The organism is Burkholderia sp. KL41, from assembly GCF_057005415.2.
Genome location: NZ_CM174446.1, coordinates 2090532 through 2105606 on the forward strand (window position 1 = coordinate 2090532; position 15075 = coordinate 2105606).

At 69.3% G+C, this 15075-nt stretch carries 13 protein-coding genes; 7 read left to right on the plus strand and 6 right to left on the minus strand.

The window, feature by feature from the left end; genetic code table 11:
- Positions 1 to 67 precede the first annotated feature (67 nt).
- From PQB87_RS09750 to PQB87_RS09765, 4 genes are all read left to right on the plus strand, one after another.
- Entirely contained in the window at positions 68 to 1177 is a 1110-nt protein-coding gene (locus tag PQB87_RS09750; protein WP_059710276.1) for an efflux RND transporter periplasmic adaptor subunit, read from the plus strand.
- Positions 1174 to 4353 carry an efflux RND transporter permease subunit gene (locus PQB87_RS09755; RefSeq protein ID WP_301861668.1) on the plus strand — a complete coding sequence of 1060 codons (3180 nt, stop codon included), beginning with the start codon at positions 1174 to 1176 and terminating at the stop codon, positions 4351 to 4353. Before PQB87_RS09750 ends, PQB87_RS09755 begins: the two co-directional genes overlap by 4 nt.
- Before the next feature lie 2 nt (positions 4354 to 4355).
- Positions 4356 to 5945, plus strand: a complete 1590-nt coding sequence (locus PQB87_RS09760; RefSeq protein WP_489241584.1) for an efflux transporter outer membrane subunit — start codon at positions 4356 to 4358, stop codon at positions 5943 to 5945.
- 114 nt (positions 5946 to 6059) lie between these two features.
- Positions 6060 to 7088, plus strand: coding sequence for a MerR family transcriptional regulator (locus PQB87_RS09765; RefSeq protein ID WP_059495857.1), 1029 nt, complete (start codon positions 6060 to 6062; stop codon positions 7086 to 7088).
- Between the two features lie 57 nt (positions 7089 to 7145).
- On the opposite strand, the gene PQB87_RS09770 is transcribed toward PQB87_RS09765, so the two are convergent.
- The 5 genes from PQB87_RS09770 to PQB87_RS09790 form a co-directional block, all read right to left on the minus strand.
- The gene (locus tag PQB87_RS09770; RefSeq protein WP_489241586.1) at positions 7146 to 7853 is read right to left on the minus strand and encodes a hypothetical protein; all 708 of its coding nucleotides are present in this window, start codon (positions 7851 to 7853) and stop codon (positions 7146 to 7148) included.
- Positions 7828 to 8052, minus strand: coding sequence for a helix-turn-helix domain-containing protein (locus tag PQB87_RS09775; protein ID WP_059710279.1), 225 nt, complete (start codon positions 8050 to 8052; stop codon positions 7828 to 7830). Before PQB87_RS09775 ends, PQB87_RS09770 begins: the two co-directional genes overlap by 26 nt.
- Before the next feature lie 8 nt (positions 8053 to 8060).
- Positions 8061 to 8621 carry a DUF2975 domain-containing protein gene (locus PQB87_RS09780; RefSeq protein ID WP_048022805.1) on the minus strand — a complete coding sequence of 187 codons (561 nt, stop codon included), beginning with the start codon at positions 8619 to 8621 and terminating at the stop codon, positions 8061 to 8063.
- Positions 8622 to 8785: 164 nt separating this feature from the next.
- Positions 8786 to 9316, minus strand: a complete 531-nt coding sequence (locus PQB87_RS09785) for a M949_RS01915 family surface polysaccharide biosynthesis protein (RefSeq protein WP_233344602.1) — start codon at positions 9314 to 9316, stop codon at positions 8786 to 8788.
- 72 nt (positions 9317 to 9388) lie between these two features.
- A complete protein-coding gene (locus PQB87_RS09790) occupies positions 9389 to 10786 on the minus strand; it encodes a sigma-54 interaction domain-containing protein (RefSeq protein ID WP_489241590.1) in 1398 nt (465 codons plus the stop codon).
- Positions 10787 to 11047: 261 nt separating this feature from the next.
- Here PQB87_RS09790 and PQB87_RS09795 point away from each other — a divergent pair, with 261 nt between their 5' ends.
- Genes PQB87_RS09795 through PQB87_RS09805 form a run of 3 tightly spaced genes read left to right on the plus strand, consistent with a single transcriptional unit; the run spans position 11048 to position 14457 of the window.
- A complete protein-coding gene (locus PQB87_RS09795) occupies positions 11048 to 11932 on the plus strand; it encodes an MBL fold metallo-hydrolase (RefSeq protein WP_233344603.1) in 885 nt (294 codons plus the stop codon).
- Between the two features lie 29 nt (positions 11933 to 11961).
- Positions 11962 to 13632 (plus strand): bifunctional protein tyrosine phosphatase family protein/NAD(P)/FAD-dependent oxidoreductase, encoded by a 1671-nt coding sequence (locus tag PQB87_RS09800; RefSeq protein ID WP_233344604.1) that lies wholly within the window; start codon positions 11962 to 11964, stop codon positions 13630 to 13632.
- A gap of 18 nt (positions 13633 to 13650) precedes the next feature.
- The gene (locus PQB87_RS09805; protein ID WP_153488395.1) at positions 13651 to 14457 is read left to right on the plus strand and encodes a sulfite exporter TauE/SafE family protein; all 807 of its coding nucleotides are present in this window, start codon (positions 13651 to 13653) and stop codon (positions 14455 to 14457) included.
- A 149-nt stretch (positions 14458 to 14606) separates the two neighbouring features.
- On the opposite strand, the gene PQB87_RS09810 is transcribed toward PQB87_RS09805, so the two are convergent.
- Positions 14607 to 15017 carry a hypothetical protein gene (locus PQB87_RS09810; protein WP_174415337.1) on the minus strand — a complete coding sequence of 137 codons (411 nt, stop codon included), beginning with the start codon at positions 15015 to 15017 and terminating at the stop codon, positions 14607 to 14609.
- Positions 15018 to 15075: the final 58 nt, after the last annotated feature.

A 15075-nucleotide genomic window follows, 5' to 3' on the forward strand; every position in this document is an offset into this window, starting at 1 on the left:
CGGGGCAAGCGCCGGCCGCGCTTGCCGGCTTCGTTCCGCTCTCGCTCTCACCTCACTTGGGGGTTTCGTGAATCGCTCCGGTTCCCGCGCCGTGCTGCTGGTCGGCACCGCGCTCGTCCTCGCCGCCTGTCATCCAAAAGAATCCGCGCCGCCCGCCCCGCGCCCCGTCGTCGCACTGCCCGCGCATGCCGACGACGCCGCGGTCGCCCGCACGCTCCCCGGCGAGATCCAGCCGCGTTATGCCACCCCGCTGTCGTTCCGCATCGCCGGCAAGATCATCGAGCGCAAGGTGCGCCTCGGCGATACGGTCAAGGTCGGCCAGGTCGTCGCGCTGCTCGATCCGTCCGACGTCGAGAAGAACGCCGCGAGCGCACAGGCGCAACTCGACGCCGCGACGCACAGCCTCGCGTTCGCGAAGCAGCAGCTCGACCGCGACCGCGCACAGGCGCGCGAAAACCTGATCGCGACCGCCCAGCTCGAACAGACCGAGAACAGCTACACGTCGGCGCTCGCGCAGCGCGACCAGGCGCAGCAGCAGCTCGCGCTCGCCCGGAACCAGCTTCGCTACGCGACGCTCGTCGCCGATCACGCGGGCTACATCACCGCCGAACAGGCCGACACCGGCCAGAACGTGTCGGCCGGCCAGCCCGTCTACCAGCTCGCGTGGTCCGGCGACGTCGACGTCGTCAGCGACGTGCCCGAAGCCGCGCTTGCATCGCTCACGCCCGGCCACGCGGCCAGCGTCACGCTGCCGTCGCTGCCCGGTCGCCAGTTCGCGGCGAAGGTGCGCGAAATCGCGCCGGCCGCCGATCCGCAAAGCCGCACGTATCGCGTGAAGCTCACGCTCGCCGCGCCCGATCCGGCGATCCGGCTCGGGATGACGGCCAGCGTCGCGTTCGACGGCGCACCGGCCGCCGGCGACGCGCCGTCGATCACGCTGCCCGCGACCGCGCTGTTCCATGACGGCGCGCAGCCGGCCGTGTGGGTCGTGCGCACGAAGGACGACACGCTCGAGCTGCGCCGCGTCGACGTCGCGCGCTTCAACGAGCGCACGGTGACGGTGTCGCACGGGCTGCAGCCCGGCGAGCGCGTCGTGTTGCAGGGCGTGCACACGGTCAGCGCGGGCGAGAAGGTACGCGCGATCGCGCCGCTGCATCCGGAGGACTTCGCATCGTGAGCACTCCGCACGAAGAAGGCCGGTTCAACCTGTCTGCATGGGCGCTGCGCCACCAGGCGCTGGTCGTCTACCTGATCGCGCTCGCGACGCTCGCGGGCATCCTCGCGTACACGCGGCTCGCGCAGTCCGAAGACCCGCCGTTCACGTTCCGCGTGATGGTGATCCGCACGTTCTGGCCCGGCGCGACCGCGCGGCAGGTGCAGGAACAGGTGACCGACCGGATCGGCCGCAAGCTGCAGGAAACGCCGGCCATCGACTTCCTGCGCAGCTATTCGCGCCCCGGCGAATCGCTGATCTTCTTCACGATGAAGGATTCGGCGCCCGTGAAGGACGTGCCCGAGACCTGGTACCAGATCCGCAAGAAGGTCGGCGACATCGGCTATACGCTGCCGCCCGGCGTGCAGGGCCCGTTCTTCAACGACGAATTCGGCGACGTCTACACCAACATCTGGACGCTCGAGGGCGACGGCTTCACGCCCGCGCAACTGCACGACTACGCCGATCAGTTGCGCACCGTGCTGCTGCGCGTGCCGGGCGTCGGCAAGGTCGACTATTTCGGCGACCCCGACCAGCGGATCTTCATCGAGGTGAACAACGCGCAGCTCACGCGCCTCGGCATCTCGCCGCAGCAGCTCGGCCAGGCAATCAACGCGCAGAACGACATCTCGTCGGCCGGCGTACTGACGACCGCCGACGATCGCGTGTTCGTGCGGCCGAGCGGCCAGTTCGACAACGTCAATGCAATCGCCGATACGCTGATCCGCATCAACGGCCGCACGTTCCGGCTCGGCGATCTCGCGACCGTGAAGCGCGGCTACGACGACCCGGTCGTCACGCAGATGCGCGCGGCCGGCTCAGGCGCGGGCGGCTCAGGTTCGGCCGGCAAGGCCGTGCTCGGCATCGGCGTGACGATGCAGCCGGGCGGCGACGTGATCCGGCTCGGCAAGGCGCTCGACGCCGAATCGAAGGACCTGCAGGCGCAACTGCCGGCAGGCCTCAAGCTGGTCGAGGTGTCGAGCATGCCGCACGCGGTCGCGCATTCGGTCGACGATTTCCTCGAAGCCGTCGCCGAAGCGGTCGCGATCGTGCTGGTCGTGAGCCTCGTGTCGCTCGGCCTGCGCACCGGGATGGTGGTCGTGATCTCGATTCCGGTCGTGCTCGCGGTCACCGCCCTCTTCATGTACCTGTTCGACATCGGGCTGCACAAGGTGTCGCTCGGCACGCTCGTGCTCGCGCTCGGGCTGCTCGTCGACGACGCGATCATCGCGGTCGAGATGATGGCCGTGAAGCTCGAACAGGGCTACACCCGCGCACGCGCCGCCGCGTTCGCCTATACGAGCACCGCGTTCCCGATGCTGACCGGCACGCTCGTCACCGTGTCGGGCTTCCTGCCGATCGCGCTCGCGAAATCGAGCACCGGCGAATACACGCGCTCGATCTTCGAGGTGTCGGCCATCGCGCTGATCGCATCGTGGTTCGCGGCCGTCGTGCTGATTCCGCTGCTCGGCTACCACATGCTGCCCGAGCGCAAGCGGCACGCGCACGAGGCGCACCTGCCCGACGATCACGAGCACGACATCTACGACACGCGCTTCTACCGCCGCCTGCGCGGCTGGATCGACTGGTGCATCGAGCGGCGCTTCGTCGTGCTGCTGATCACGGGTGCCCTGTTCGTCGTGGCAATGATGGGCTTTTCGCTCGTGCCGCAGCAGTTCTTCCCGAGTTCCGATCGCCCCGAGCTGCTCGTCGACCTGCGGCTGCCCGAAGGCGCGTCGTTCGCGGCGACGCTGCGCGAGACCGAGCGCCTCGAGAAAGTGATCGACAAGCGCCCCGAGATCGATCATTCGGTGAGCTTCGTCGGCAGCGGCGCGCCGCGCTTCTACCTGCCGCTCGACCAGCAGCTTCAGTTGCCGAACTTCGCGCAGTTCGTGATCACCGCCAAATCGGTGAAGGATCGCGAGAAGCTCGCGACCTGGCTCGAAACCACGCTGCGCGAGCAGTTCCCGGCCGTGCGCTGGCGGCTGTCGCGGCTCGAGAACGGCCCGCCGGTCGGCTACCCGGTGCAGTTCCGCGTGAGCGGCGACAGCATCGCGACGGTCCGCTCGATCGCCGAGAAGGTCGCGGCCACGATGCGCGGCGACGCGCGCACGGTCAACGTGCAGTTCGACTGGGACGAGCCGGCCGAGCGCTCGGTGCGCTTCGAGATCGACCAGAAGAAGGCGCGCGAACTGAACGTCACGTCGCAGGACGTCTCGAGCTTCCTCGCGATGACGCTGTCCGGCACGACCGTCACGCAGTACCGCGAACGCGACAAGCTGATCGCGGTCGACCTGCGCGCGCCGAAGGCCGATCGCGTCGACCCCGCGAAGCTCGCCGGCCTCGCGCTGCCGACCCCGAACGGCCCGGTGCCGCTCGGCTCGCTCGGCCGCTTCAAGCCGACGCTCGAATACGGCGTCGTGTGGGAGCGCGACCGCCAGCCGACCATCACCGTGCAGTCGGACGTACGCGCCGGTGCACAGGGCATCGACGTCACGCATGCGGTCGACGCGAAGCTGAACGCATTGCGCGCGCAGTTGCCGGTCGGCTACCAGATCAACATCGGCGGCTCGGTCGAGGAAAGCGCGAAGGCGCAGAAATCGATCAATGCGCAGATGCCGCTGATGGCGATCGCCGTGTTCACGCTGCTGATGATCCAGCTGCAGAGCTTCTCGCGCGTGCTGATGGTCGTGCTGACCGCGCCGCTCGGGCTGATCGGGGTGGTCGCCACGCTGCTGATGTTCGGCCAGCCGTTCGGCTTCGTCGCGATGCTCGGCGTGATCGCGATGTTCGGGATCATCATGCGCAACTCGGTGATCCTCGTCGACCAGATCGAGCAGGACATCGCCGCCGGCCACGGCCGCGTCGACGCGATCATCGGCGCGACCGTGCGGCGGTTCCGCCCGATCACGCTGACGGCCGCGGCCGCCGTGCTCGCGCTGATCCCGCTGTTGCGCTCGAACTTCTTCGGGCCGATGGCGACCGCGCTGATGGGCGGCATCACGAGCGCGACCGTGCTGACGCTGTTCTACCTGCCCGCGCTGTATGCGACGTGGTTCCGCGTGAAGCGCGACGAACGCGACCCGCAGAACGGCCCGCCGCCCGGCGGCAGCACGCCGGCCGCGCCGTCGGGAGCCTGACCATGGATCGATCGATGAACCTGAAAACGAAAGCCGTGCGCGCACTCGCCGTCGCGAGCCTCGCCGGCCCGCTCGCGGGCTGCGCCTGGTTCGCGCCGAGCGGCGAGCCGCCCGCGATGCCGTCGCCCGCGCACTACGGCACCATGCCGCAAGTGCAGCAGACCGTGTCCGCGCAAGGCGTCGCGCAGCAGTTCGAGGTCGGCGCGCAGCCGGTGCCCGACTGGTGGAAGCAGTACCGCTCCGATGCGCTGAACGCGCTCGTCGACGAAGGGCTGCGCAACAGCCCGACGCTCAGTGCGGCATCGCACTCGCTGGATGCCGCGCGCGAACAGCTGCGCGGGCAGATCGGCAGCTCGATGCTGCCGTCGATCGATGCGGTCGGACAGGCCACGCGCCAGCGTGCGCTCGGCGTGCCGATCCCCGCACTCGGCGCGCCGACGCTGCTGTACGACACGTTCGTCGGCCAGCTGCAGGCGAGCTACACGATCGACCTGTTCGGCGCGTCGCGTTTCGCGAATCGCGCGCTGGCGCGACGCGTCGACGTCAGCGCGTTCCAGCTCGAATCCGCGCGGCGCGCGCTGGCCGCGAACATCGTCACCGCGTCGATCACGGTGTCGGTGCTGAATGCGCAGATCAACACGACCGAGCGGCTCGTCGCACTCGCCAACGACCAGGCGCACGATGCCGAACGCCGCTACGCACTCGGTTCCGCCTCGCGCAGCGACGCGCTGAACGCGCGGCAAAGCGCCGACACGTTCGCGGCGAGCCTGCCCGCGCTGCGCCAGCAGCGCGACTCGGCCCGCCATGCGCTCGCGGTGCTGGTCGGCCGCACGCCCGACCGGCCGCCGGCCGATCTCACGCTCGCCGATCTGCACCTGCCCGAACAGGTGCCCGTCGTCGTGCCGTCGGACCTGCTGCAAAGCCGCCCGGACATCCAGGCCGCCGACGCGGGGCTGAAGGCGGCCGCGGCCGAAGTCGGCCTCGCGACCGCGCAGATGTTCCCGCAGCTGTCGTTGTCGGCCGCGATGGGCAAAGGCGGCTTCAGCTGGCCGACGATGCTGTCGGGTGCCGGCGCGATCTGGAACGTCGGCGCGTCGCTGAGCCAGCCGATCTTCCACGGCGGCGCGCTGCTCGCCCAGCGCCGCGCGGCGAAGGCCACTTACGAGGCCGCCGTCGACCAATACAAGCAGGCCGTGCTCGGCGCGTTCCAGAACGTCGCCGATTCGCTCGCGGCGCTCGAGCACGATGCGGAAGCGCTCGACGCGTCGTCGCGCGCCGCGCTGTCCGCGCGGGGCGCGTACGACGACGCGGCGGCCCGCGTGCGGCTCGGCGCGCTGCCGCCGTCGGCCGCGCGCGCCAGCGAGCTGCAGTATCGCAATGCACGGCTCGACGAGATCCGCGCGACCGGCGCGCGGTTCGCGGATACCGCGCGGCTCTACCAGGCGATGGGCACGCCGCCGGTCGACAAGGGCGGGCCGTCCGGCAAGGCCGGCAACACCGCCGGCGACGGCGCAACCGGCCAGCAAGCGCACGCCGCCACTGCCGATACTGCCGCCACCGACACGCCGCCTTCGCCGCCTTCGCCGCAATAAGCCGGCCCGCCATCGCGTGCGCGCGGAATCCCGCGCACGCCTCCCCATCTTCCGCTTGACCCTCACGTAGCGTAACGTTCGAGACTCCAGTGTGCGTACCGAACGGAGGAACGAATGCGACTGAAAGTGGGAGAACTGGCGAAACGCAGCGGGCTGACCGTCCGCACGCTTCATCACTATCACGCGATCGGTCTGCTGACGCCTTCGGCGCGCGCCGACAACGGCTACCGGCTGTACGACCGCCACGACATCGCCCGGCTCCACCAGATCCAGGCGTTGCGTCGCTTCGGCCTGTCGCTCACCGAAATCGGCGACCACCTGAACCAGCCCGGCACCCCGCTCGTCGATCTCGTCGCGAAGCAGATCGCGCTGCTCGACCGTCAGCTCGCGCAGACCGCGCAGCTACGCGAGCGCCTCGTGAGCCTGCATGCGCAGCTCGCCGCGGGCACGGAGCCGGAGCTGGCCGATTGGCTCACCACACTGGAGTTGATGACCGTGTACGACAAATATTTTTCCGAGGAAGAACTCGCGCGCCTGCCGATGTACCAGAAAAGCCAGGCGGGCGACGCCGAATGGATCGCACTCGTCGACGAAGTGCGCGCGCTGCACGACGCGGGCGTACCCGCCGAGGACGAACGCCCCCGTGCGCTCGCCAGTCGCTGGATGACGCTGCTCGTGCGCGACACGAACAACGACCCGCGGCTGCTGGCGAAGCTGAACCTGATGCACGAGCACGAACCGGCGATGCAGTCGAAGATCGGCATTTCGACCGCGCTGCGCGACTATGTGCTGCGTGCGTCGTCCGAAAACAAGATGCGGATCTTCGAGAAGTATCTCGCGCCGGACGAGATCCGCTTCATGCGCGCGCACTACGGCGAACGCGCGATGGAATGGCCGCAACTGATGGGCGACGTGCGCGACGCGATCGATGCGGGTACCCGACCTGCTTCGCCGGAAGGCCGCGCGCTTGCGCAGCGCTGGCTCGAGCTGTTCTGCAGCTATGCCGGCCACGATCCGGCCACGCACGCGAAATTCCGCGCGGCGATGATGAACGAGCCTGCACTGACGCAGGATACGTGGGTCGACGACACGCTGATCGGTTTCGTGCGGGAGGCGATGGCGCAGCTTGCGCCCGCGCGCTGAACGCGTTGAGCGCATGAAGGTGCGGGCGGCACGCGGGTTTCCCGCGTGCCGCCCGTTTCACCATTTGCAGCCCGTGTCGCGCACCGCATCCAGCGCGAACATCGGCAATGCCAGCAGGCCCGCGTGTGAATACGCGTGACGGCAGTCGGTACGACGGGCATTCGACACGCCGTCGGCCAGCCTCGCGTCGACGCTGTCACGGCGCGCGGCCACGCCGCCGGACGACGCGCCCAATGCCCCGACCGCCGCCTGCGCCGGACTGCGCGCCGCCGCATGCCGCGAGCCGATCGCGTCCAGATCGCGGCGCCAGTCGAGATCGGGGCCTGATGCGGGCTCGGGATCGGGGTCGCGTCGGGTCGCGATTGCGTCGGCAGGCGTTTCACCATGCCGACGCGAAACGCCCTCCGTATTCGAAGACGCCCGCGTCGTCATGCGCGACGCAGCGACCGCGGCGGATCGTTTCGTCGATGACACGGCGCCCTCGGCACCGCGCCCACTCGCGGCGGGCCCGGTTCGCCCCGCGTCAGGCACGCCCGCCACGGGCACCGGCCGCGCGGGAATCAGCTCGACGCGCAGCGCGAGCCGGGGCCGCGCCCCGGCGTTCGGGCGGGCCACCGTCGACGCCCGCTGCAGCACGAACCATCCGAGCAGGTGAATCGATACGGACGCGACGACAGCCAGCGCGACGATGCGCGGCCGGCGCCGCCCTGCCACGCCGGCAAGCCGCGAGGGCGATGCGTCAGTCCTGCTCGCCGACACCGTCATCGCTGAACGCGAGCAGGTCGCCGGGCTGGCAGTCGAGATAACGGCAGATCGCCTCGAGCGTCGCGAAACGGATGCCCTTGACCTTCCCTTGCTTGAGCAGCGACAGATTCTGTTCGGTGATGCCGACCGCCGCCGCGAGATCCTTCGAGCGGACCTTGCGCGTCGCGAGCATCACATCGAGCTTGACCACGATCGACATGGCGCGCCTCAGACGAACTGCCGATGTTCGGCATCGAGTTCGCTCGCCTGCCGGAGGATATGCGCGATGACCGCGATGCAGGCCGCGGTGAACAGCGCGACCACGTACGGCAGGCTGAAACCGATGCTGACCACGCGATGGCCGACCGGTTCGCGCAGCGTCGCCCACACGCTCAGGAGCGGTTCGCACAGCAGGCTCAGCAACACCCACATCCCGATCGCACGGCCCGTCTTGCCGAGATGGCCGGCCGCTTGCGCGGAGAAATAATCGCGGCGCGCGTAGGTGCGGAACAGCGCACGCAGATGACGCAGGCCGTTCGCGAGCGCGATCAGCGGCACGCTCGACAGCAGGATGCCGACCGCCTTCTGCCACCACGGGAACGCGGCGACATCGACGTGCAGGTTCGAGATCACCGAATCGGTGAGGCCGAATACGAGGCCGGGCCCCGACGCCGCGTTCAGCGACGGGAACGCCCAGCACGCGGCGTTGAGCACCAGCATGCCGACGATGAACCACAGCGTGACGGTGGCCATCTGCTGGCTGATACGGGCGATGCGATCGGAATGCATGACTTGTCCTCGACGACGAATGAACGAGCGCCGATTGTACGTCTAAAATTATCGTAAAACGATAATTTATTGCTGTTACATCATGATTTCTTATTGTTCGACAGGTTCGACTCATCCCCAACAGGCGTGAGTCGCACGCGCCGTCACGAGCGCGGGGCGCGCGCCTATCGGTAGTCGCGCGCGCTGATCGCGTGCCAGTGCTTCGTCATGTAGCGCAGAAACGCGGGTCGGGCTTTCAGGTCCGCATTCGGCACGGGCGCCGCGCCGCCGTCCATGAACTTGCCGTTGACCGTGACGGTTTCCTCGCCGCGCAGCACGTACTTCGTGCCCTGGTCGATCAGGAAGTACTTGACCTGGTCGGCGCTGACGTCGCCGCGGCAGCCGATCCTGTACGCGAACAGAAACTGCTTGCGGCCGTTGCCGAGCAGGTCGCGCATCTCGATCGACGCGGGCACGACGTCGAGAATCACGTCGACCGGGCATGCCTTCACGTAGTCGCGCACGGTCCAGTCGGGCCGGCCGTCGAGCGTCGCGGCGACCTTGAGCTCGAGGTCGTCGCCGGACGCGGTGCGTGCGAGCGTCACCGCATGTGCGCCGGCCGCGTCGGTCCACGTGTATTCGGTGGCGGCCTGCGCCGGGTTGCACAGCGCAGTGGCGGCAAGAAACAGGCAAGGCGAAAGGAAGCGTCTCTTCATCGGCGAGGTGGAAGCAGGATCGAACGCGCCATTATCGACACAGCCGCGTGCCTCTGCCAGCCGCCTGCCCGTTCAGCGCTCGCGCGCCCCGAGCCCGAGCGCCTTCATCCGCCGGTACAACGTTCGCTCGCTCATCCCGACCTGCTCGGCGAGCGCCTTGCGCGTGCCGTCGAACGTGCGCGCGATGCGCACGAGCTCCGCGTCCGACACGCCGCGCGCATCGGCCGCGCGATCCTGCGGCGCCGCCGATGCGGCGACCAGCTCGGCCGGCAGGTGTTCGACCCGGATCGTCCCGTCGTCCGCGAACAGGCATGCGCGTTCGAGCACGTTGCGCAGCTCGCGGATATTGCCCGGCCACGCATAGGCATCGAGACACGCGCGCGCGCGTTCGGTCAGGACGAACGGCCGGGCCGCGAACGGCCGTGTGCCAGTCTCGCCCGCGCCGGCGCGCGCGTTCGCGATTCGCCGCAGGATCGATTCGGCCAGCAGCGCGACGTCCCCGCGGCGCTCGCGCAACGCCGGCAGCGGAATCGGAAACGCGTTGATCCGGTAGTAGAGATCCTGCCGGAACCGGCCGTCGTCGATCATCTCGCGCAGCGGCTTGTGCGTCGCCGCGACGAGCCGGAAGTCCGCGCGCAGCGCCTCGACGCCGCCGACGCGGCGGAACGTGCCCGACTCGATCAGACGCAGCAGCTTCACCTGCATCGGCAGCGGGACATCGCCGATCTCGTCGAGAAACAGCGTGCCGCCCTGCGCGGTCTCGACGAGGCCCGGCTTGCGCTGGTTCGCGCCCGTGAACGCGCCCTTCTCGTAACCGAACAGTTCGCTCTCGAACAGCGTCTCGGCGATCCCCGAGCAATCGACGACGACGAACGGCCCCATCGCACGATCGCTCGCCTCGTGCAGCGCGCGGGCGAACAATTCCTTGCCGGTGCCCGATTCGCCGAGCAGCAGCACCGGCAGCATCGACGGCGCGACGCGCTGCAGTGCGCCGAGCGCCGCATTGAACGCGTCGGCGCCGCCGACGAGCCCTTCCGCACTCGGCTGCGCGGATGCGCTGCGCACCGTGGTCAGCCGCTCGACGTACGCGATCACGTTGCCGTGCGCATCGAAGATCGGCCGCAATTCGACGTCGACATGCTCGGGGCCGCGCGGCGTGTGATGGATGTGCAGCACGCGGTTCAGCCCACGCGACTCGAGCGCCTGCTTCATCGGGCAATGCTCGCCGGCCTGGTCGCACGGCACGTCGTAGTGATGCGACACCTGGAAGCAGTGCCGGCCCACGTGCTCGACGCCCGCGACGCCGAACTGGCGCCGGTACGCATCGTTCGCCGCGAGGATGCGGTAATCGGGATCGACGACGATCATCGGCTGCGGATCCTGCTCGAGATACGCGACGAGCGCGCGCACGTCGGGCATGACGTCGGGGCGCGGCGCGGGGACGATCGGGATGGTGTCGTGCGGATTCATGCGGACGCTCGGTGAAGGAGATGCCTGACGAACTGGCGGGCGCACTGCCAGGCGGACTGCCAATTCTGCCACGACACTGCCATAAGTGGCAGTCCGCAGCGGCAACCGTGCGCCGGCGATGCCCGTGATTCGCCGCGCCTGCGCCGAAAACCCGAGTCGAATCAAATCCCTGGCAGATCGGCCAGTGCCGCGATGCAGGCTGGCACGCTTCTTGAGTTACAGATCGCGATTGCAGATGCAGAACCCGATCGAGGACACCCCGTGAGCAATGCCACCACGCTGTCGGTCGAAGGCTTTTTCGACCCGGCGACCCACACCGTCAGCTATCTCGTGCTCGATACCGCGAGCCGCGCATGCGCGCTGATCGACAGCGTGCTCGACTACGACCCGACATCCGGCCGCACGCGCACCGCCAGCGCCGACCGGCTGATCGCCCGCGTCGCCGAACTCGGCGCGGACGTGCACTGGCTGCTGGAAACCCACGTGCACGCCGACCACCTGTCGGCCGCGCCGTACCTGAAGGAACACGTCGGCGGCCGGATCGCGATCGGTTCGCACGTGCGCCGCGTGCAGCACGTGTTCGGCACGCTGTTCAACGCGGGCCCCGGCTTCGCGCAGGACGGCCGCCAGTTCGACCGGCTGCTCGACGACGGCGACACGCTCGCGCTCGGCACGCTGACGATCCGCGCGCTGCATACGCCGGGCCACACGCCCGCGTGCATGACCTACTGCGTCGACGACGCGACGCAGCGCGCGGCATTCGTCGGCGACACGCTGTTCATGCCCGACTACGGCACGGCCCGCTGCGACTTCCCGGGCGGCGACGCGCGCACGCTGTACCGCTCGATCGCGCGCGTGCTCGGCCTGCCGCCCGACACGCGCCTGTACCTGTGCCACGACTACCAGCCGGGCGGCCGCGACGTGCAGTTCGTGACGACCGTGGCCGAGCAGCGCCGCGCGAACGTGCACGTGAAGGACGGCGTGACCGAGGACGATTTCGTCGCGATGCGTACCACGCGCGACGCCACGCTCGCCATGCCCGTGCTGATGCTGCCGTCCGTGCAGGTCAACATGCGCGCCGGCCACCTGCCCGAGCCCGAAGACAACGGCGTGCGCTACCTGAAGATCCCGCTCGACGCGATCTGAGCGCCGGCGCCCCAACCGAGACCCCCGACATGACCTCCACCCGCAAGCTGACCGACGCGCTGTCGGTCTCGCCGCAGATCGCGGCGGCCGACCTGCCCGCGCTTCACGCGGCCGGCATCCGCGCGATCATCTGCAACCGCCCCGACGGCGAAGGCGCCGACCAGCCGACCGTCACCGAAATCCGCGCGGCCGCCGCGCCGCTCGGCATCGACGTGCTTTACCTGCCGGTCGATACGGGCAAGGTGACCGACGACCAGGCCGCGCAATTCGGCGCACTCGTCGCGTCGCTCGACGGCCCGGTGCTCGCGTACTGCCGCAGCGGCATGCGTTCGGCCACGCTGTGGGCGTTGTCGCAAGCCGGCCTGCGCCCGCTGAACGACATCGTCGCGACGGCCGCCGCGGCCGGCTACGACCTGCACGCGCTCGCGTCGCGTGTCGTGCAAGGCGGCAAGCAGGCGGCACCGGCCGTCGACGCGCGGCACGACATCGTGATCGTCGGCGCGGGCGCGGCCGGCATCGCGGTCGCATCGAGCCTGCTCGCACGCGACGCGTCGCTCGACATCGCGGTGATCGATCCGGCCGACGTCCACTACTACCAGCCCGGCTGGACGATGGTCGGCGCGGGCGTCTTCCGGCCCGAGACCACCGCACGCCGGATCACCGACGTGCTGCCGCGCGGCGTGCACCGGATCCAAGCCGCCGTCGCGGGCTTCGAGCCCGACGCGCACGCGGTCGTGCTCGACGGCTGCCGCCGCATCGGCTATCGCAAGCTCGTCGTGTGCCCGGGGCTCAAGCTCGACTGGCACGCGATCGAAGGCCTCGCCGACACGCTCGGCCGCAACGGCGTCACGTCCAACTACCGTTACGACCTGGCGCCGTACACGTGGGAACTCGTGCGCGCGTTCCGCGGCGGCAACGCACTCTTCACGCAGCCGCCGATGCCGATCAAGTGCGCAGGCGCACCGCAGAAAGCGATGTACCTGTCGTGCGACCACTGGCGGCGCGCGGGCCACCTCGAGGCCGCGAACGTCGAGTTCCTGAATGCGGGCGGCGCGCTGTTCGGCGTCGCCGACTACGTACCCGCGCTGATGGAGTACGTGAAAAGCTACGACATCGCGTTGTCGTTCGGCCACAACCTCGTCGCGATCGACGGCCCGGCACGCCAGGCGACGTTCGCGCGCGCGCTGCCCGACGGCGGCAAGGAAACCGTGGTGCGCTCGTTCGACATGATCCACGTCGTGCCGCCGCAGAAGGCGCCCGATTTCGTGCGGTCGAGCCCGCTCGCCGATGCGGCCGGCTGGATCGACGTCGATCCGGCGACATTGCGCCACCGGCAGTACCCGGACATCTACGCGCTCGGCGACGCCACCAACACGACCAATGCGAAAACGGCCGCGGCCGCCCGCAAGCAGGCGCCCGTCGTCGCGCACAACCTGCTCGTGTCGCTCGGCCGCGCGCACGGCGACGCCGCATACGACGGCTACGGCTCGTGCCCGCTCACCGTCGAGCGCGGCAAGATCGTGCTCGCCGAATTCCTGTACGGCGGCAAGGTCGCGCCGACCTTCCCCGCGTGGCTGATCGACGGCAAGCGCCCGTCGCGGCTCGCGTGGCTGCTCAAGGAACGCGTGCTGCCGCCGCTCTACTGGAAGGCGATGCTCAAGGGCCGCGAATGGCTCGCGAAACCCGCGATCGCGCGTTGACCGGAGCCCGATGACGTCATGCTGATTTCCCTCGTACTGGGCGGTTTCGTCGGCGCCGTGCTCGGCCTGACCGGCGCCGGCGGCGGCATCCTCGCGGTGCCCGCGCTCGTCGTCGGCATGAGCTGGCCGATGCAGCAGGCCACGCCCGTCGCGCTCGTCGCGGTGGCCGGCAGCGCGGCGCTCGGCGCGCTCGAAGGCTTCCGCCGCGGGCTCGTGCGCTATCGAGCGGCATTGCTGATGGCCGTGGCCGGCGTGCCGCTGACCACGCTCGGCGTACGGCTCGCGCACGTGTTGCCGCAGCGCCTGCTGCTCGCGCTGTTCGCACTGACGATGCTGATCGTCGCCGGCCGCCTGTTGCGGCAGGCGCTGCGGCAGGCGGCGGTCGACGCCGACGCGTCGCCGCTGTGCGTCGGCCGCGTGAATCCCGATACGGGCCGGCTGGTGTGGTCCTGGCCGGTCGGAGTGGCGCTGGCGTCGACCGGCGCGATGACGGGCCTGATGACGGGGCTGCTCGGCGTCGGCGGCGGCTTCGTGATCGTGCCGATGCTGCGCAAGTTCACGAACGTGTCGATGCATGGGGTGGTCGCAACATCGCTGATGGTGATCGCGCTGGTCGGCACCGGCGGCGTGTTCGCAACGCTCGTGTCGGGCACACGTGCACCGCTCGACGTGACGCTGTGGTTCACCGTCGCGACCGCGCTCGGCATGGCCGCCGGTCGCGGCGCGTCGAGGCACCTCGCCGCGCGGCACGTGCAGGCGGGCTTCGCGGCCGTGCTCGTGTGTGTCGCGCTCGGGTTGCTGGCGAAGGCGGCGTTCGGCGCGTAATCGCGTACCGACCGGCGCCGATCGACGCGCAGCGCCTCCAGACAAAACGCCCGGCCGACTCGACGTCGACACCGGGCGTTTTTTATCGCGGGCGCCACCGGCCAACGGCGCGACGCCCCGCCGTCGTCAAGACAGATGCCGGATGGCCGTCAATTCGGCCTTTTGAGCCATTTGCGCAGCCTGCCGGCAATCCCGGATCGCTCGACATACCCCAGCGCAGAAACCGCACACATCATTCCGATTGCCGCATACAGCAAGGCCATTTCTCCGTTCCTTGCGATGTCCGGCCATGCTGCCTGTGTCAGAACCGCAAGAACGGTCGATCCAGCCACACCGCCCACGATGACCAGCATCGGCAATACCGCCCTCCGAGGAAGCAGCGTGCTGGCCAGATAGACCGGATACGAAAGCAGCATTGCCACGGGAAATGCAACCGTGAAAGCCACAGCGGAAAAAACGATCGAAACACCGCCGAAATCCTTGACGGACAAAACGCCGATCAGCAAGCCTGCCACGATCGCGGCAGTCAGGCTTGCACCAAGCAATTCCGAAATCTTCAATTCCTTTCTCCCGTCGCGCCAGACAAAACGCCCGGCCCGACTCGTCGTCGGCACCGGG